16 protein-coding genes are annotated in these 18,920 nt (G+C 63.3%); 14 read left to right on the top strand and 2 right to left on the bottom strand.

Going from position 1 to position 18,920, the window contains the following annotated elements:
• Positions 1 to 414: 414 nt before the first annotated feature.
• From rpsM to L286_RS29225, 11 genes are all read left to right on the top strand, one after another.
• Complete coding sequence (rpsM, locus tag L286_RS29275) at positions 415 to 783, top strand: 30S ribosomal protein S13 (RefSeq protein WP_020818664.1); 369 nt, start codon at positions 415 to 417, stop codon at positions 781 to 783.
• 103 nt (positions 784 to 886) lie between these two features.
• Positions 887 to 1,276, top strand: a complete 390-nt coding sequence (gene rpsK, locus L286_RS29270; protein ID WP_004208752.1) for a 30S ribosomal protein S11 — start codon at positions 887 to 889, stop codon at positions 1,274 to 1,276.
• Positions 1,277 to 1,397: 121 nt separating this feature from the next.
• Positions 1,398 to 2,462 carry a DNA-directed RNA polymerase subunit alpha gene (locus tag L286_RS29265; protein WP_007686674.1) on the top strand — a complete coding sequence of 355 codons (1,065 nt, stop codon included), beginning with the start codon at positions 1,398 to 1,400 and terminating at the stop codon, positions 2,460 to 2,462.
• A gap of 211 nt (positions 2,463 to 2,673) precedes the next feature.
• Positions 2,674 to 3,099, top strand: coding sequence for a 50S ribosomal protein L17 (gene rplQ, locus L286_RS29260; RefSeq protein ID WP_007686677.1), 426 nt, complete (start codon positions 2,674 to 2,676; stop codon positions 3,097 to 3,099).
• A 257-nt stretch (positions 3,100 to 3,356) separates the two neighbouring features.
• Positions 3,357 to 5,522, top strand: coding sequence for a prolyl oligopeptidase family serine peptidase (locus tag L286_RS29255; protein ID WP_020818666.1), 2,166 nt, complete (start codon positions 3,357 to 3,359; stop codon positions 5,520 to 5,522).
• Positions 5,523 to 5,592: 70 nt separating this feature from the next.
• The gene (locus tag L286_RS29250; RefSeq protein ID WP_007686681.1) at positions 5,593 to 6,123 is read left to right on the top strand and encodes a hypothetical protein; all 531 of its coding nucleotides are present in this window, start codon (positions 5,593 to 5,595) and stop codon (positions 6,121 to 6,123) included.
• 92 nt (positions 6,124 to 6,215) lie between these two features.
• Positions 6,216 to 6,815 (top strand): YqiJ family protein, encoded by a 600-nt coding sequence (locus L286_RS29245; RefSeq protein ID WP_020818668.1) that lies wholly within the window; start codon positions 6,216 to 6,218, stop codon positions 6,813 to 6,815.
• A 9-nt stretch (positions 6,816 to 6,824) separates the two neighbouring features.
• Positions 6,825 to 8,540, top strand: a complete 1,716-nt coding sequence (locus tag L286_RS29240) for a flotillin family protein (protein WP_020818669.1) — start codon at positions 6,825 to 6,827, stop codon at positions 8,538 to 8,540.
• Between the two features lie 18 nt (positions 8,541 to 8,558).
• Positions 8,559 to 9,218, top strand: coding sequence for a YoaK family protein (locus tag L286_RS29235; RefSeq protein WP_013039132.1), 660 nt, complete (start codon positions 8,559 to 8,561; stop codon positions 9,216 to 9,218).
• Positions 9,219 to 9,260: 42 nt separating this feature from the next.
• Positions 9,261 to 10,820 carry a glutamine-hydrolyzing GMP synthase gene (gene guaA, locus L286_RS29230; protein WP_007686691.1) on the top strand — a complete coding sequence of 520 codons (1,560 nt, stop codon included), beginning with the start codon at positions 9,261 to 9,263 and terminating at the stop codon, positions 10,818 to 10,820.
• Between the two features lie 318 nt (positions 10,821 to 11,138).
• Positions 11,139 to 12,395 carry a tyrosine-type recombinase/integrase gene (locus L286_RS29225; protein ID WP_021223132.1) on the top strand — a complete coding sequence of 419 codons (1,257 nt, stop codon included), beginning with the start codon at positions 11,139 to 11,141 and terminating at the stop codon, positions 12,393 to 12,395.
• Here the strand turns inward: L286_RS29225 and L286_RS47810 are convergent.
• The gene (locus L286_RS47810) at positions 12,385 to 12,654 is read right to left on the bottom strand and encodes a helix-turn-helix transcriptional regulator (RefSeq protein ID WP_013039129.1); all 270 of its coding nucleotides are present in this window, start codon (positions 12,652 to 12,654) and stop codon (positions 12,385 to 12,387) included. The two genes, L286_RS29225 and L286_RS47810, sit on opposite strands and share 11 nt — an antisense overlap.
• Before the next feature lie 864 nt (positions 12,655 to 13,518).
• Positions 13,519 to 13,893 carry a phasin family protein gene (locus L286_RS29220; protein ID WP_013039127.1) on the bottom strand — a complete coding sequence of 125 codons (375 nt, stop codon included), beginning with the start codon at positions 13,891 to 13,893 and terminating at the stop codon, positions 13,519 to 13,521.
• A 166-nt stretch (positions 13,894 to 14,059) separates the two neighbouring features.
• Between L286_RS29220 and L286_RS29215 the strand changes: the two genes are divergently transcribed.
• The 3 genes from L286_RS29215 to L286_RS29205 all read left to right on the top strand — a co-directional run bounded on the left by L286_RS29215 (position 14,060) and on the right by L286_RS29205 (position 18,105).
• Positions 14,060 to 14,812 carry an acetoacetate decarboxylase gene (locus tag L286_RS29215; RefSeq protein WP_013039126.1) on the top strand — a complete coding sequence of 251 codons (753 nt, stop codon included), beginning with the start codon at positions 14,060 to 14,062 and terminating at the stop codon, positions 14,810 to 14,812.
• 90 nt (positions 14,813 to 14,902) lie between these two features.
• Complete coding sequence (locus L286_RS29210; protein ID WP_013039125.1) at positions 14,903 to 17,329, top strand: FAD-dependent oxidoreductase; 2,427 nt, start codon at positions 14,903 to 14,905, stop codon at positions 17,327 to 17,329.
• Positions 17,326 to 18,105 (top strand): 3-hydroxybutyrate dehydrogenase, encoded by a 780-nt coding sequence (locus tag L286_RS29205; protein WP_013039124.1) that lies wholly within the window; start codon positions 17,326 to 17,328, stop codon positions 18,103 to 18,105. The genes L286_RS29210 and L286_RS29205 overlap by 4 nt, the downstream gene beginning before the upstream one ends.
• The last annotated feature ends 815 nt before the right edge of the window (positions 18,106 to 18,920 follow it).

The raw sequence follows: 18,920 nt of genomic DNA, 5'->3' as shown, positions 1-18,920 counted from the left end.
CGCGGGAGCAGGCGCGCGCGGCTGGGGCGCGCCGACGCAGGAGGCCAGCAGGACGAAGGCGGCCGTCGGCATGGCGGAGGGCAGAGTGAAGCGCATCCCGCCTCCATGCCTCAGGCGACGGGATCGCATCAACCCGAAAAGGGCGGAGCGACGCGTCGGGCGGGCCGAAATAAACGGCTGCGGAAGCGCGGGATTTCGCCGCTTTCGTCCCCTTCCGTCATTGACAGCCAAGGGCCGAATCGCTAAGGGCACCCCTTCCCGACACGCTGACGAGCGGCAGTGCAGTGGCACTGGCCGTCTTTTTTGCGTCTTGGGGGCCTATCGAATCGGTTGTCGTCCGCCTAAGGACGTCAGCCCGGACGCTTTGAGATGGGGCGGCGCCAACCGCCCCGTGGAGCAGGAGTACAGATTACCATGGCACGTATTGCGGGTGTCAACATCCCGACCAACAAGCGCGTGATCATCGCGCTCACCTACATCCACGGCATCGGCCGCAAGACCGCCGTCGACATCGCCGACAAGCTGGGCATCGACCACAGCCGCCGCGTCCAGGACCTGTCCGACGCCGAAGTGCTGCAGATCCGCGAAGCCATCGACGCCGACCTGACGGTCGAGGGCGACCTGCGCCGCGAGACCGCGATGAACATCAAGCGGCTGATGGACCTGGCCTGCTATCGCGGCCTGCGCCATCGCAAGGGCCTGCCGGTCCGCGGCCAGCGCACGCACACCAATGCGCGCACCCGCAAGGGCAAGGCCAAGCCGATCGCTGGCAAGAAGAAGTAAGAAATAGTCCGGGGGACTATTTCGTCTTCTTCTCCGCCGGAGGCAGCTCTCCCCAAGCGAGACGCCTCCAGCAACATAAGATTTCTGTAGGAAGAGCTAAAAAATGGCACGCGAACCCCAGCGCATCAAGCGCCGCGAACGCAAGAACATCTCGGCCGGCGTCGCGCACGTCAACGCCAGCTTCAACAACACCATGGTGACCATCACCGACGCCCAGGGCAACGCGATCTCCTGGTCCTCGGCGGGCATGATGGGCTTCAAGGGCAGCCGCAAGTCGACCCCCTATGCCGCGCAGGTCTGCGCCGAGGACGCGGGTCGCAAGGCCGCCGAACATGGCGTGCGCACGCTGGAAGTCGAAGTGAAGGGTCCGGGTTCGGGCCGCGAATCGGCCCTGCGCGCCTTGCAGGCCGTCGGCTTCCACATCACCTCCATCCGCGACGTGACGCCGATCCCGCACAATGGCGTGCGTCCTTCCAAGCGCCGCCGCGTCTAATAACGACGCGCGGCTTGTCGGCGGGCGGCGGACGCGTCGCCCGCTCACCCATCTGCATCGGTCGGAACGTCCTGTCGGGTCAGGATTTTGAACGTTTCGGCCTCATCCCCAGGGGAAATACATGACTGTCAACATGAAGAACTGGCAGGAATTGAAGAAGCCCAACAGCCTTGAAATCAAGGTCGCGGGCGACGGCAGGCGCAAGGCGACCTTCGTCGCCGAACCTCTGGAGCGCGGCTTCGGCCTGACGCTCGGCAATGCGCTGCGCCGGGTTCTTCTGTCCTCGCTCCAGGGCGCGGCGGTCACCTCGATCAAGATCGAGAACGTCCTCCACGAATTCTCCTCGCTCGCGGGGGTGCGTGAGGACGTCACGGACATCGTCCTCAACATCAAGCAGGTCGCGCTCAAGATGGAAGGCGACGGTCCTCGCCGTCTCCAGCTTTCCGCCACCGGCCCCGCAGAGGTGCGCGCGGGCGACATCACCACGGTGGGCGACATCGAAGTGATGAACCCCGACCTGGTGATCTGCCACCTGGACCAGGGCGCGACGCTGAACATGGAACTGACCGCCGACGTCGGCAAGGGCTATGTCCCCGCCGTCGCCAACCGTCCGGCCGACGCCCCGATCGGCCTGATCCCGATCGACGCGCTCTACTCGCCGGTGCGGCAGGTCGCCTACAAGGTCGACAATACCCGCGTCGGCCAGGAACTGGACTATGACAAGCTGTCGCTGACCGTCGAGACCGACGGCACCGTCACGCCGGAAGACGCGGTGGCCTATGCCGCCCGCATCCTGCAGGACCAGCTTCAGTTGTTCGTCCACTTCGAGGACGCGCTGCCCGCCGCCGCTCCGGCTGCCGGCGCCGCCGCCGGCGGTTCGGCCAGCGAGGGCGAGAGCGACGCGAACCAGATCAACCGCTATCTGCTCAAGAAGGTGGACGAGCTGGAACTGTCGGTCCGCAGCGCCAACTGCCTCAAGAACGACAACATCATCTATATCGGCGACCTGGTCCAGAAGACCGAGGCCGAGATGCTGCGCACCCCCAATTTCGGCCGCAAGTCGCTGAACGAAATCAAGGAAGTGCTGTCGTCCATGGGCCTGCGCCTGGGCATGGACATCCCCGGCTGGCCGCCGGAGAATATCGAGGAAATGGCCAAGAAGCTCGAACAGGAGCTGCTGGGCTGAAAAGAACAGGCCGTTCGTCCTGAGTAGCCGCTGAGCGAAGTCGAAGCGGTGTATCGAAGGACTGAGTGCAGCGCGAAGTGCTTCGATACGGGCCTTCGACTTCGCTCAGTCCCTACTCAGCACGAACGGAGCCAGGTGATGGGCACGACCTAAACTGTGCCTGGTCTGGGGTACCTCGCACGGCCCCTTAACGAACGGAAGGAAGAACATCATGCGTCACAAGGTTGGTCATCGCAAGCTGCAGCGCAGCGCCGGGCATCGCAACTCGCTGCTCCGCAACCTCGCGGCTTCGCTCATCAAGCATGAGCAGATCCTGACGACCACGCCCAAGGCGAAGGAACTGCGTCCCTATGTGGAGAAGCTGATCACCCTCGCCAAGAAGGGTGGCCTGTCGAACCGTCGTCTGGCCCATGCGCGCCTGCAGGACGACGCGCAGCTCACCAAGCTGTTCGACGTTCTGGCCGAGCGCTACAAGGATCGCAATGGCGGCTATACCCGCGTGATCAAGGCCGGCATCCGCGCTTCGGACGCGGCGCCGATCGCGATCATCGAACTGGTCGACCGCGACGTCGACGCCAAGGGTCAGGATTCCGGTCCGGTCCAGAACGCCGACGCCGACGAGCTGGAAGCGGCATGATCCGCTGACGGCTCGCGCAAGCGGGCAGATGAAGAGGGCCGTGGCTTCCGGAAGGGGGCGCGGCCCTTTTTCTTTTTGGGGGCGTGTGATGCTCCGGGCGTTGAGCCATTCGGTTGGCCCCCACCCCCGGCCCTTCAAACGAGTCACGTGCCTCGTTTGAACCTAAAGGGGAGGGGAGATAAGAAATATTCTTTGTTTTCTTGCCTTTCCGCGCCATGAGAAGCCAGAGAATGGGAATGGGATTTCGGGGGGATCGGATGCGCGCCTTTGGCTGCTTTGCTTTGGCGGCGCTGTTGTTCGCGGCCCTCCCCGCGCAGGCGGAGCCGGATGCGGCGGTCGCTGGCGCTTCCGGACTGCGCTATCCCGCCGCCCGGCGGATCGACCTGGTCGAGGATCATTTCGGGGTCAAGGTGACGGATCCCTATCGCTGGCTGGAAAACGACCTGCGCGGCGATCCCGCCGTGCGCGACTGGGTGGCGCAGGAAAATGCCCTCACCCGCCGCTTCATCGACGGCCTGCCGGGGCGCGACATCCTCAAGCGGCGCATGCAGGCGCTGTTCGCCCATGGCCGCTACACCATCCCGCGCAAGGCCGGGGGGCGCTATTTCTACGGCTATAACAAGGGGCTTCAGAACCAGACGCCGCTCTATGTGCGCGAAGGGCTGACCGGGCGGCAGCGGCTGCTGATCGATCCCAATGACTGGGCGGAAGACGGGTCGGACGCGCTGGCGGAATGGGCGCCCTCCCCCGACGGCCGTTTCCTGCTCTATGCCGTGCAGGAGGCCGGGAGCGACTGGCGCACGCTGAAGATACTGGACGTCGCGACGGCCAGGCCGCTGGAAGACGTGGTGCAATGGGTGAAATTTTCCCAGCTCGCCTGGGACGGGCGGGGTCAGGGCTTCTTCTATTCCCGCTTCGCCGCGCCGCAGGACGGGGCTGACCCGCGATCCTCCACCGTGGGGCAGCAGCTTTTCTATCATCGGCTGGGCACGGCGCAGGCGCAGGACCAGCTTATCTACGCCACGCCGGACCAGCCGCGCCTCGGCCACACGGCGCAAGTGACGCAGGACGGGCGCTGGCTGGTCATCAGCAGCTTCCAGGGCACCGACCCGCGCCGGGAGCTGCATCTGGCCGAACTGACGGGCGGCAAGGTGAAGGTCCGGTCGCTGGTCAGGGGCATGACCAACGACTGGCGGCTGATCGGCAGCCGGGGACCGACGCTCTATTTCATCACCGACCAATATGCCCCGCGCCTGCGCGTCGTCAGCATCGACGCCCGCCATCCCCGCCGCGGCAGCACGCAGGTCGTGGCGGAGCGCAGGGACACGCTGGCGGGCGGATCGCTGGTGGGGGATCGGCTGATCCTGGCCTATCTGTCCGACGCGGAGACGGTGGCGGAACTGGTCGGCCTCGACGGGCGGAAGGTCAGCGACGTTCCGCTGCCCGGCATCGGCACGGCGGCGGGCTTCGGCGGGCGCGACGGCGATCCCGAAACCTTCTTCAGCTTTTCCGGCTTCACCACCCCGTCCAGCATCTACCGCTTCGACACGGCGACGCTGCGCTATGAACTGTTCGCCCGGCCCGACCTGCCCTTCAACCCCGACGATTACGGCATAGAGCAGGTCAGCTATCCGTCGAAAGACGGCACGATGATCCCGATGACGGTGATCCGCAAGAAGGCGCTGGCGCTGGGCAAGACGGCCGCGCCGACCATCCTCTACGGCTATGGCGGCTTCAACATCGCGCTGACGCCCGGCTATTCGGCGACGCGCATGGCGTGGCTGGAGCAGGGGGGCGTCTATGCCATCGCCAATCTGCGCGGCGGCGGGGAATTCGGCAAGGCGTGGCACGATGCGGGGCGGCTCGCCAACAAGCAGAATGTGTTCGACGATTTCATCGCGGCGGGCGAATATCTGAAGGCCAATGGCTATACGGCGAAGGATGGCCTCGCCATCGAGGGGCGGTCCAATGGCGGATTGCTGGTGGGCGCGGTGGTGAACCAGCGGCCGGACCTGTTTGCCGCCGCCCTGCCGGCGGTTGGCGTGATGGACATGCTGCGTTTCGACCGCTTCACCGCCGGGCGTTACTGGATCGACGATTATGGGTCGCCCGACCGGGAGGAGGATTTCCGCCTGCTCCACGCCTATTCGCCCTATCACAACATCATGGGCGGGAAGGATTATCCGGCGATCCTCGTCACCACGGGCGATACTGACGACCGGGTGGTGCCCGCGCACAGCTTCAAATATGCGGCGGCATTGCAGGCGGCGGAACTGGGGCCGAAGCCGCGCCTGATCCGCATCGACACCAAGGCCGGGCATGGCGCGGGCAAGCCCGTGGACAAGCTGATCGACGAATATGCCGACAGCTACGCCTTTGCCGCTTATTATGCCGGGCTGAAACTGGACGCGGCGCCGAAATAGCGGGACGTTCAGGCCTCCGACAGCCATAGGGGCCTAGCCACCGGCAGAATTCTGCTGAGGGACGAGGGTCATGAACGAGATGAGGTGGATGACGGGTTCGCTGATCGCGCTGGCGCTGCTGACGGGAGGCGTCGCATCGGCGCAGGCCTTCCAGCCGCGGAACGGCGCGCCGCAGGAGCAGGACGACCTGTCGGACGAGGCACAGCCGCCCGCAGATGACCCCGGCCCGCCGCAGGCGGACGACGACTTCTCCGACGTGGTGGCGGCGGACCAGGAACGTGGCGGCGCGGCCGCGCCCTCCGAGCGCTACGGCTCCCAGGACGATCCTGCAGGCGCAGCCCCCGCCGACCGGGAAAGCGAGGATGCGATCACCTACTGCGCGCTCGCCGCCCGCGACGAGGCCGAGCGCGACGGCGGCTATGCCGAGGTGCGCCAGGTGCAGGAACCCCGCGAGACCCGCAACGGCTATGACGTGGAAGGCGACGTGGAGATCCGGTCCGGCTGGCGGACGCAGGACGGCCGTTCGCGCCACTTCACCTGTTCGGTGCAGAATGGCCGGATCGCGGACCTTTATTTCCGGCGGGACCGCGCCGCCCGATAGGCGAGTCCGGTTCACCGCAGCGCGGCCACGCTTTGCCCTATCCCGTTTTACGTCAATATATTAGCATCGACGCGAATCAGGGGGAGTCAGGGGTGGCCGCGTTCCTTTTCGCGACCGAGAACATCGTTTTCGTCTCGGCGATCGTGCTGATGCTGCTCATCGGGGCGGTGCAGGCCATCGGCATTGCGGGAGACTTCGATCTCGACATTGACGGCGATGCAGACCTGCTGGGCTGGCTGGGCGTCGGCCGCCTGCCGCTGTTGATGCTGCTGGCGATATTTCTGGCGCTGTTCGGCATGATCGGGCTGATCGGGCAGCATCTGCTGCTCGATTTCGCCGGTGCCATGCTGCCGCCGCTGATCGCCGCCCCCGCCGCCCTGATGACCAGCCTGCCTGCGACCGGCTTTGCCGCGCGGCGGCTTGCTCCCCTGCTTCCCCGCGATCAGAGCAGCGCCGTGCCCCTCGATGCGCTGACCGGCAGCTTCGCCCGCATCGTCACCGGGGTGGCGCGGAGCGGCTCCCCCGCGCGCGCCCGGGTAGAGGATGGCTTTGGCCAGGCGCATTATATCATGGTCGAACCCGACAATGCCGGCCAGACGCTGGAAGAGGGCGAGACCATCCTGCTGGTCCGTCGCGAGGATCATATCTTTCGCGCCATCTCGCATGGCGACCATTATCTGCCCCGTCTCTAGGAGTTTCCCATGAATCTGCCTGCCGTGCAGGAGAGCTTTTCGCTCATGCCCTATCTGATCATCTCCGGGACCGGGCTTCTCCTCCTGATCGTGCTCGGCGTCGTGCTGGCGCGGCTATACAAGCGGGCGTCGAAGGAAATCGGCTTCGTGCGCACCGGCTTCGGCGGGGAGAAGGTGGTGATGAACGGCGGCGCGCTGGTGCTGCCGATCTTTCATGAAACCATGCCGGTCAACATGAACACGGTGCGCCTGGCGGTGGAGCGCAAGAACAGCGACGCGCTGATCACGCTGGATCGCCTGCGCATCGATGTGAAGGCGGAATTCTACGTTCGCGTGAAGCCCGATGCCCAATCCATCGCCACCGCCGCGCAGACCTTGGGATCGCGGACGATGAATCCGGAGGCGCTGAAGGAACTGGTCGAGGGCAAGTTCGTCGACGCGCTGCGTTCCGTCGCGGCGGGGATGACGATGAATCAGTTGCATGAGCAGCGCAGCGAGTTCGTGCAGAAGGTGCAGCAGGTGTCCTCGGTCGACCTCGCCATGAACGGGCTGGAACTGGAGAGCGTGTCGCTGACCGGACTCGACCAGACGTCGATCGAGCATTTCAACGCCAACAACGCCTTCGATGCCGAGGGTTTGACCAAGCTGACCGAGCAGATCGAACTGCGCAAGAAATCGCGCAACGACATCGAGCAGGAAACCCGCGTCCAGATCGAAACCAAGAATCTGGAGGCGGAGCGCCAGTCGCTGCTGATTTCGCGCGACACCGAATTCGCGCGGCTGGAGCAGGAGCGAGAGGTCGAGATGCGCCGCGCCGCTCAGATCGCCGAAGTCGCCCGCGAACAGTCGCTGCGCCAGCAGGAAGCGGATCAGGCGCGGATCGAAGCGAAGAAGCTGGTCGACAGCCAGCAGATCGAGGCTGACCGCGCCGTCCAGCAGGCGCGCATCGCGCAGGAACAGGCGCTTGAACTGGCGCGGCAGGAACAGCAGATCGCGGTGCAGAACAAGAGCCGCGAGGAAAGCCAGGCCAAGGCGCAGGCCGACGAAGCCCGCGCCAAGGCGGTCGCGGCGGAGGAGCAGGTCCAGACGTCCCGCCAGACGGAGATTGCCGAGCGCACCAAGCGGATCGAACTGATCGACGCGGCCAGGGAGGCGGAACGCGCAGCGATCCAGGTCCGGGTCGAAGCCGAAGCCGAGAAGCAGGCGGCGGCCGACCGCGCCGAAGCGCTGCGGCTGGCCGCCGAGGGCGAAGCGGAAGCCGCCAAGCTGCGCGCCGAGGCGGACCGGGTGCGATTCGAGGTTGAGGCGGCGGGTCAGCGCGCGGTCAATGAAGCCGCGAATATCCTGTCGTCGGACCAGATGTCGCTCCAGACGAAGATGGCGCTGCTTAAGGTGCTGCCCGATCTCGTGCGGGAGGCGGCCAAGCCGATGGAAGCGATTGATTCGATCAGGATCGTGCAGGTCGACGGCCTCACTGGATCGCATGCGGATGGCGCGGCGGTGATCGGCGGCGGCGAGCAGAACCTCGCCAATGCCGCCGTGTCGGCCGCCTTGCGTTACCGGGCGCAGGCGCCGGTGATCGATGGCCTGATGAAGGAATTGGGGCTGGACGGCGCCAGCCTGGATTCGCTGGTGAAGGGCGCTGTGGAACCTGCCGTGACGTCGGTCGCCCCGATCGTCGTCGAACCCGTGGAGGACGGGCGCAAGGCCCCGTCCCAGGCCTGATGGGGCGAGGGCCGGTCCATGCGCGGATATGATGCTTCCCGCCTCATGCTGGCCATCGGCCTGGCGGCGCAGGCGGGGTTCATCGACGCGCTGGGGTTCCTGAAGCTCGGCGGGCTTTTCGTTTCCTTCATGAGTGGCAATTCGACGCGGCTGGGCGTAGGGCTGGCCAGCGGCGCGGCGGTCGCGGGGATGGCGGCGGGATTGATCGGGGCCTTTGTCGGCGGCGTGCTGGCGGGCGCGCTGGTCGCGCGCCGGGCGGGGCGCTGGCGCAAGCAGGCGGTGCTGGGCCTTTCGACCGCGCTGCTGGTCTGCGCCGCGCTGCTGGCCCTGCCAGACGGGCCGGGCATGGGGCTGACGCTGCTGATGACGGCGGCGATGGGCGCGGTGAACAACGTCTTCCAGCGCGATGGCGAGGTCAGCATCGGCGTCACCTACATGACCGGCGCGCTGGTGAAGCTGGGGCAGCAACTGGCGGTGGCGCTGAGCGGCGGGCCGCGATGGAACTGGCTGCCCTATCTGCTGCTGTGGCTGGGGCTGGTGGCGGGCGCTGTGGCGGGGGGCGGCCTCTTTGCGCTGATGGGCCTGCATGCGCTGTGGGTCGCCGTCGCCTTTTCCGGGCTGTTGCTGCTGTGGAGCGGCCGCCTGGGACCGCTGGACAAGGGACGTCAAGCGCTCTAACCGGGCGCGAATCCCTTCCTCTGGACATATAAAGGCGATTCGATGACGCTGCCCCTTCAGGATTCCATCCTCATCGTGGATTTCGGCAGCCAGGTGACGCAGCTCATCGCCCGCCGCGTGCGCGAGGCGGGCGTCTATTCGGAGATCGCGCCCTTCAACAACGCCGCCGAAGCGTTCGAGCGGCTGAAGCCCAAGGGCATCATCCTGTCCGGCGGCCCCTCCTCCGTCATGTGGGAGGACAGCCCCCGCGCCCCGCAGCATTTCTTCGACGCGGGCGTGCCCGTGCTGGGCATATGCTATGGCCAGCAGACGATGATGCAGCAGTTGGGCGGCAATGTCGAAGGGGGCGAGAGCGGCGAGTTCGGCCGCGCCTTCATCGAGGTGAAGAAGGGCTGCGCGCTGTTCGACGGCCTGTGGGCCGAGGGCGAAAAGCATCAGGTGTGGATGAGCCATGGCGACAAGGTGACGCGGCTTGCCCCTGGTTTCGAGGTGGTGGCGGTCAGCGAGGGCGCGCCCTATGCGATCACCGCCAATGAGGAAAAGCGTTTCTACGCGACGCAATTCCATCCCGAAGTCGTGCATACGCCGGACGGCGCGAAGCTGCTCGCCAATTTCGTGCGGCATGTCTGCGGCCTCAAGGGCGACTGGACCATGGCGGAGTTCCGCGCCACCAAGATCGCCGACATCCGGGCGCAGGTGGGCGAGGGCCGGGTGATTTGCGGGCTGTCGGGCGGGGTCGACAGCGCGGTGGCCGCCGTGCTGATCCATGAAGCCATTGGCGATCAGTTGACCTGCGTGTTCGTGGATCATGGGCTGATGCGGCTGGGCGAGGCGGAGCAGGTGGTGAGCCTGTTCCGCGAGCATTATGGCATCAAGCTGGTCCATGTGAATGCCGAGGAGCGCTTCCTGGGCGGGCTGGCGGGGCTGACCGATCCGGAGAAGAAGCGCAAGTTCATCGGCGGCGAGTTCATTGCCGTGTTCGAGGAGGAAGCGAAGAAGATCGGCGGGGCGGACTTCCTGGCGCAGGGGACGCTCTATCCGGACGTGATCGAGTCGGTGAGCTTTACCGGCGGGCCTTCGGTGACGATCAAGTCGCACCATAATGTCGGCGGCCTGCCCGAACGCATGAACATGAAGCTGGTCGAGCCGCTGCGCGAACTGTTCAAGGACGAGGTGCGCGTGCTGGGCCGCGAACTGGGCCTGCCGGAGATTTTCGTCGGGCGACATCCCTTCCCCGGTCCGGGCCTGGCGATCCGCATTCCGGGCGAGGTGAGCAAGGAGCGGTGCGACATATTGCGCAAGGCCGACGCCGTCTATCTGGAGGAAATCCGGAACGCCGGGCTGTATGACGCGATCTGGCAGGCCTTCGCGGTGCTGCTGCCAGTGCGGACGGTGGGGGTGATGGGCGACTATCGCACCTATGACAGCGTCTGCGCGCTGCGGGCGGTGACATCGACCGACGGGATGACGGCGGACATCTACCCGTTCGACGCCGCCTTCCTGAGCCGGGTGGCGACGCGGATCATCAATGAGGTGAAGGGCATCAACCGGGTGGTCTATGACTATACGTCGAAGCCGCCGGGGACGATCGAGTGGGAATGATTTTTACCCATCCGGTGGTATCCGTCTGTACGCCATGGCGCTACCTAACTCGCTGAATAATATCAATAAATACTGCGTCGTCTATCATCATCTATCGAGCAGCAGTGCCTCGGCTTGACGGTATAGCGGACGGCATAGGGAAACTTGTTCGATGCCGGATTTCTCTATACCGTCACAGCTAAGAGAGCTGCTGACGGTATAGTTTTTGGCCGTAAATAGCTAGAAACACGAGGGAAAAGCGCGTTCAGCGTCCCCTGTTTCGGCCTGACGGTATAATTGGCGCCTCTCTGCTGTTTTTGAACAGAATTGGAGGCATCAATGCTTACTGACACAGCAATTAAGGCACTGAAACCACAGAAGAAATTGTACAAGGTAAGCGACCGTGACGGTATGTACGTCGTGGTCCAGCCATCAGGTGCGATCGTGTTCCGGTACGACTATCGACTCAACGGCCGGCGCGAGACGCTGACGCTCGGTCGATACGGCCCTGACGGCCTCTCGCTTGCCAGGGCGCGCGAGAAGCTGATCGATGCGAAGCGGACCATTTCAGAGGGACGGTCGCCTGCTCAAGAGAAGCAGCATGACAAGCGTCGACTGAAAGAGGCGAAGCGGTTCGGCGAGTTCGGCGAAAAGTGGTTCCAAGAGTCGCGTATGGCCGATAGCACGCGGGCTATGCGGCGCTCCATCTACGAGCGCGACATCCTGCCGATATTCCGAAACAGGCTCCTGACGGAGATCACGCCCGACGATCTCCGTATGATGTGTGGGAAGGTGAAGGATCGCGGCGCTCCGGCTACGGCCGTCCATGTGCGCGATATCGTGAAGCTGATCTTTGCATTCGCGGTCTTGCATGGTGAGAAGGTCGCCAACCCGGCGGATGAAGTTGGGCCCGCGTCCATCGCGACCTTCGTACCAAAGGATCGGTCGCTATCACCGGCGGAGATCCGCGTCATGCTCGGTCAGCTTGAGCATGTGCCGACGCTGCCGACCATACGGTTGGGAATGAAACTCTTCCTCTTGACGATGGTCAGGAAGAGCGAGCTCCAGGATGCCACTTGGGATGAGGTCGATTTCGAGAACGCCGTCTGGTCGATACCCAAGGAAAGAATGAAGCGGTCGAAGGCACACAACGTCTACCTGTCACAGCAGGCCGTCGACATCTTCATCGCGCTGAAAACCTGCGCGGGCAATTCGCGCTATGTCCTCCCGTCGAGATATGACGCTGACGCGCCGATGTCGCGGGCGACGTTCAATCGGATTACGACTGCGGTGGTTGTTAGGGCGAAGAAGGAGGGGCTGCCACTCGAACCCTTCACTGTTCACGATCTTCGACGCACCGGCTCGACCTTATTGAATGAGCTCGGTTTCAACAGTGACTGGATCGAGAAATGCCTGGCGCATGAGGACGGACGGTCCTCGCGCGGTGTCTACAACAAGGCGGAGTATGAGCATCAACGCCGGCACATGATGCAGGAGTGGTCCAATCTGGTAGACGCATGGGTCGTGGGTCGGAAGTATGTGCCGACCTTACTCCCGGCCACGATGGAGCTGCTTGAGCTCGAGCCTAGTGTTTGACCGGCCGAGAACGACGCAATCTCACATCGGGACTGGGAGCGCGCTTAACGGTGCTAGCCCGAGAGGCATGGCGTCGAGCGTCGAGCCAGGCTTCGACCTCTGCCAAGTCCCAGACGACGCAGCGCGAGGTAAGATAGAAGCGCTGCGGGAATTCTCCTCGCTGCTCCATGTCGTAGATCGTGCTGTCGGCAAGCGGCACGATCTCTCGCAACTGCTGCCGGCGAATTGTCCTGCGGGCGACATGGGGCGCAGCACTCATACTCTATCTCCACGTTTTTACTTTTGTGAAGATAGAAGACGATAGATCGCCCACTTTGAAGCCCGCGCGTAAACGTGTGCGGTAATATCGGGGCATAGCGTACACATCGGACGGGTAGTCCCAGCGAGCAGGTGTCGCCTAAGAGCAACCCCTAAGCCTTCGCCCCTGTTTGAAAAGCCGCCGCCCGTAGAAATTTAGCCTGGTCGAACGCACGATTCACTTCATAATCCGCCGGAGCAATCCATGTCGGTTCGAGTCCGACCGCCCGCACCATCGCTCAGAACCGGCTTTAGCAGAAGGGCTGCGTAGCTCTGGACGCCACGCGACGACGGGCGTGGGCGCATGTCCGGCGGCGCCGGCTACCGTTGTCCAATCTCTTGCAGGGTCAAGGCAACCATGATGCGAGTGGAGCACAGTGCCACGCGCAGGACCGTTTTGAGCGGCGACTGCGGAAACCGACTGTCCGCTGAGGCGGGCCGAGTCAGTAGCGCGAGAAGGTCAAGCTCGTCTCGAGCTAGAGGATGGTGGTGACCTGCGACAACCGGACGTCCAAGGCACGCCTCGAAGCTTGAAAACAACGCGTCGAGGACGGGTGCGAGGACTTCGCAGGCGCATGGTGCGAGTAATCGGGCGAGGTGCGGTTGGACCAGCCGGGTTTCCCGCCGTGCTAAACACCAGCAGCGCATAGCTTTGACGAGGAAAGCACGTTTCGCAGCGATCGGGCGCTGAGTGTGGCCGACGCACACATGCATTGTATGGCCCTTCTCGCGCCCCTCCGGTCCCCGTTTGGTATCGAGCGATCTTATATCTGCTCAGGCGATGGAAAGGGTGCGACCCGAAGGCTCCGCGTCCGAGCTGGCTGTCCTATTCCGAGGTTGGGTCCAACAGCGCGGTCTCTGCCGTCTTGCTGATGTCCCTGAGATAGTCCTGGAACGCGGCAAGGCGTGAGCGGACGAACTCCGCCTGAAGATCTGCCGCCTCTTTGAAATCTCGAACCTGCATCAGGCGCGTCAGATGCTCGGTGCTCGCTGCGGCGGTCGCCTGCGAGTAGGCGATGGTTTTCGTAGTCGTTTCCACCGCCAGCTTGCTCGCTCGCACGCCGTTTGCGCGCGCGGCACTCAGGGACGACTGTCCCGACTTCATGGCCACGTCGAGGACTTGGTGCATCCGATCGAGGTTCGCGGCGGCCAGCGTCCGCGCGCCAACGTCGCTATCAGGAGGGCTGTCGTTCGCGGTCATGACTCGTCCTACGTCGCTTCGGTTTCGGCCATGTCAGTAGACCTTCAACCGACTAGAGTCAACCGAACCGTTCGGTTGACTCTAGGGCATCTCGGGGAGTAGTCGGTAGACGGCAGAAGCAGCTCAGAATGTGGGCCACAGGTCAGTTTCAATAGGAGAACTGTCCATGGATTTTGATGAGGTGAGGTCGCGGGCGTTTGCGATGCCTGTATGTAACCCGGCGTTCCCGCGCCCGCCCTATCGGTTCTACAACCGCGAATACATCGTCATCAAATACCGAACCGACCCAGAAGCGTTGCGGGAAGTGGTTCCGGCACCGCTCGAAATAGACGAGCCGGTTGTGAACTATGAGTTCATCAGGATGCCGGACTCGACTGGGTTCGGCGACTATACGGAGACCGGGCAGGTTATCCCGGTGCGCTTCAACGGCGTGCCGGGGGGCTATGTCCACTCCATGTATCTGGACGACGATGCGCCTATCGCCGGAGGGCGAGAAATCTGGGGCTTTCCGAAGAAGCTCGCCACGCCTTCAATCGCCCATGAATCGGACGTGATCGTTGGCAAGCTTCACTATGGAAGCGCGCTCTGCGCCCTGGGCACGATGGGCTACAAGCACGTCATTCTCGATCATGAACCGATCCTTGCGGCCATGCGGCAGCCCAACTTCATGCTCAAGGTGATCCCTCACGTCGATTGCACGCCGCGCATCTGTGAACTGGTGCGCTATCATCTTGAGGATATCGACCTGAAGGGCGCGTGGGGCGGCCCCGCCGCGCTCGATCTCTACCCGCACGCTCTCGCCGACGTCGCAAGGCTGCCAGTGCGCGAGATTGTCGCGGCAACCCATTTCATCGCGGATCTCACGCTGGGATTGGGTGAGGTCGTCCATGACTATCTGAAGGATGATCCGCGGGTATGATCCGGTGCCAATCGCGCACGCAGCGTCGAGACGCCGCCTCAGTCCCGGACATCCAGCGGCGACCGCGCTTTCGAGGCGAGGCCGCGCGCCGTGGCAAGTGAGAGATTCGATTTCCTGCTGCTGGGCGGCGGTTTGGCCAGCGCGACAGCGGCGGAGACGTTGCGGCGCGAGGGCGCCATTGGCACGATCGGCATCCTCTCGGCTGAGGAATTCCCGCCATATCATCGTCCCAGACTGTCGAAGCAATATCTTATCGGAACGTCGACGGACGTCGATATCCTCGTCCATCCTGTCGACTACTATCGCCAGCAGAACATAAGCCTCGTCCTCGGCGCCGAGGTGACAGCCGTCGATCCGGCGTCACGGACGGTTCGGACAGACGACGGCGACTCATTCGAGTATGGCAAACTGCTGATCGCCACGGGCGCCGCCCCGCGTCGCCTTGACGTGTCGGGCGCGGATAAGGAGGGGGTCTTCTACCTTCGGCGCAAAGTCGATTGCGACGTCGTGCGGAAAGCGGCTCAGCCAGGCCGTAAGGTGGTGGTACTCGGTGCGAGTTTCCTCGGCATGGAAATCGCGCTCTCGCTGATCGAGTTGGGCCTGGAGGTGACGATGCTCGACATCGCCACGCGGGTGTTGCCGCATCTGGAAGCGCCGGCGATCTCGACCTTCTTCCAGGGATATGCTGAAGGGAAAGGGGCGACGATCCTGCTCGACGACACGGCGGTCGAGGTGATCGGGGACGGCCACGTGGCGGGGGTCCGCACGCAAAAAGGGCGCGAAATCCCGTGCGACATGGTGATCGTCAGCGTCGGAGTCATGCCGGCCACCAGTTTTCTCGATGGTAGCGGTATTCTGCTTGAGCATGGCTTCGTCGCCGTTGACGACAGACTGCGCACGAACACCGAGGATGTCTTTGCGGCAGGCGACGTTACGTCCTTCTACGATCCAGTGTTTCGGCGTAGGCGCCATATTGAGCATTGGGACAATGCTGTTCGCCAGGGGCGCCTTGCCGCCCGGAATATGATCGGACGTCGGCTCCGGTACGATGAAGTTTCCTACTTCTATTGCGAAATGGGCGAGTTGGGCTTCGACATGCTTGGCATTCCGGAGAACGCCGAGGATTGGATCAGTCGAGGCGACCTGAAGGATGGTTCCTATGCGCTCTTTTATCTGCGCGACGACGTTCCGCAGGCCGCCTTCTCCATGGGCCGCCCGTCAAGCGAGATCCGGGTAGCCGAGGGGCTGATCCGATACCGGGTCAACCTTGAGCGATATCGGGACCAACTCGGCGATCCGGCATACCTGCTCGAAACCATTCCCGCGCAGAAGGTGCTCGTCTTGCAGGGCGGAGGCGCGCTTGGTGCGTTCGAGTGCGGCGTCGTTCACGCGCTGGAGGAAGAGCATATCTTCCCAGATATTGTCGCGGGCGTGTCGATCGGCGCGTTAAATGGCGCCATCATCGCCGGAAATCCCCGCCACTCCACCGAAGCGCTCCAATCATTCTGGAATGACCTTACAGTCGTCGCGCCGCCGTTGCCATTTGCGGAAATGCGTCGCGCCGCCGTCGGGGCTCAGATCCTGGCCTTTGGCGTGCCAAAGTTTTTCAAGCCCCGCTGGATGCCGCCCTTCGATTTCCTGGCCCCGTGGACCGGCTATTACGACACGTCGCCTATGCGGAGGCTCATTGCGCAGTATGTCGATTTCTCGAGCCTCAAGAGCAGCCCGGTCAGACTGCTGGTGGGCGCGGTCAACGTGACAACCGCGCAGTTGGAAGTCTTCGACAGCTACATCGACGATCTGACGCCGGATCATGTTCTGGCGAGCGGAAGCTTGCCGCCGGGCTTCTCCTGGACGGTGGTGGACGGCACGGCCTATTGGGATGGTGGTATCGTCAGCAACTCGCCGCTGGATCTGGTGCTCGATCGGTGCGGCCCGGACGGGAAGCGGATCTATATCGTCGATCTCTTCGCGGGCGACGCGCCGCTTCCGACCAACATGATCGAGGTTCTCGCGCGGCGCGACGAGGTCGTCTATTCCGAACGTGTGCGCAGCGATCTCCGCATTCGCGAAATGACCGACGCGTACCGCAGCATGATCAACATTATTCTGTCGGGCATCGATCAGGTCGAGCGCGCGAAGATTATGCGGCATCCCCGCTTCATTCAGTTGATGGGCGACGGCTTCACCAACGAGATCACGCGGTTCCAACGCCCTCGCAGACCGGGCGAAGCGTCATCTCGCGACTATGACTTCTCGGACGAATCGATCCGACGGCTGCAAGCCGAAGGCTATGATTTAGTAAAGCAGACGCTGGTCAAAACCAGCAAGGCGGGCGTGTCAGCCACGCCCAAAGCCAGTTCCGCGCTCGAAGAAATCAAGCACGCCGAAGCGGCAGCAGGCACGGCAGCCGGCCGATCGCTCTCGGGCGCCGACGCGGTTCTCCAGACGATTGCGCAGGCTGCGCCAGTTCTTGGCACCCCGCGGAAACGGAAAAGCAAAAAGGAGTCTCCATGATGCTGTCAGGCAAGGTCGCGGTCATTACAGGTGCGGCAAGCGGAATCGGCAATGACATCGCGCTCGAGTTCGTGCGCCACGGGGCGAAGGTCGTGATCGCCGATCTCCAGCTCGAGAAGGCCGAAGCTGCGGCGGCGGTGCTCGATCCCAAAGGTGAGGCAGCGATGGCCGTCGCGATGGATGTCGCCGACGAGCGCCAAGTGGAAGCTGGCGTCGAGGCCGTCATAAAGCGCTTTGGCTGCGTTGACATTCTGGTTTCGAACGCAGGAATCCAGATCGTCGCACCGCTGGATGAGTTCAAATTTTCGGACTGGAAACGGCTGCTCGCGATCCATCTCGACGGCGCATTCCTGACGACGCGGGCGTGCCTCAAGCACATGTACGCCCAGGGCGGCGGCAGTGTCATTTACATGGGCTCCGTCCATTCCAAGGAAGCGTCCGTACTGAAAGCGCCCTATGTGACGGCGAAGCATGGACTCATCGGGCTGGCGAAGGTCGTTGCGAAGGAGGGCGCGGCGCACGGTGTCCGCGCGAACGTGATATGCCCCGGCTTTGTCCGCACGCCCCTAGTCGAAAAGCAGATCCCGGAGCAGGCACGGGAGCTGGGGATCAGCGAGGAAGACGTGATCAAGAAGGTGATGCTCAAGGAGACTGTGGATGGCGAGTTCACGACCGTCGAAGACGTCGCCCGCACCGCGGTGTTCCTCGCGGGGTTCCCGAGCAACGCGCTGACGGGTCAGTCCATCGTCGTCAGCCACGGTTGGTTCATGCAATAAGGTTCTTCCGATGCCTCAGCCGGTCTCCGGGTGTCGATCGCTGCACGACGCTAGCTGTGAACGCGCGAATTGCAAGAATTCCAGACAGAGACCGAGGCCGTTGAGGCTTACAGCATCGCGGTTGAACATAGCCGCGATTGCGCCATCGTGCAGAAGAAGCTGGGCGCACTCTGAACATATCCGCTCAACCTTTCTTCTCTGGGCGAATGAACTAATTGTGAAATCAAGCATTTACCTCGTCGCAGATACCGCTGCATGACTTGATGACCTCGCCTAGATAGCCTAGGCGAGGTCATCCTTGTATCGATGGCCACATGTTAACTAACTGAGGTTACTCAATTTTTCTCCAAATGATTACTTTAGTTATATGGTCGAGCTAGCTGATCGATGGTTTAGTGGCTCTGCAGGTTCGCCTGCATTGCGACCCAAACTGGCCCCGCCTTCTCTGAGGCGGGGCTTTTTGCATTTCCGGTCGATTCAATTTGACGCCGATGGATGGACCTCGCGGTGCCTCAGCGGGGGAAGCGAGGCACCGCGAGCGCGGCCGCAAGGGCCCCTCTCCAGCAAGGAGACGGGGCGAGTTTGGGTCGCACTTCTCAGATGTGTATCGTGAGCGACGCATTCAATTGCCCGAAAGCAGTAGCCGAAAAAGGAACCGAAAAGAGAGTCAGGAGTATATCGGACGCTGCTTTCAGCAGCATTGCGACGCCGCCTCAACAAGCTTCGGTCTTTTGCCCCCCCCCGCGAATAGAAGCATGTTGAGGCGGCTCATCCATTTTCGGCATCGGTGCACTGCATGAGCAGCAACCCTGTGT

The organism is Sphingobium sp. HDIP04 (genome assembly GCF_000445085.1).
Taxonomy (GTDB): Bacteria; Pseudomonadota; Alphaproteobacteria; order Sphingomonadales; family Sphingomonadaceae; genus Sphingobium; species Sphingobium indicum.
Note: the sequence above shows the minus strand (reverse complement) of the source record. Positions and strands in the feature narration are given on the sequence as shown.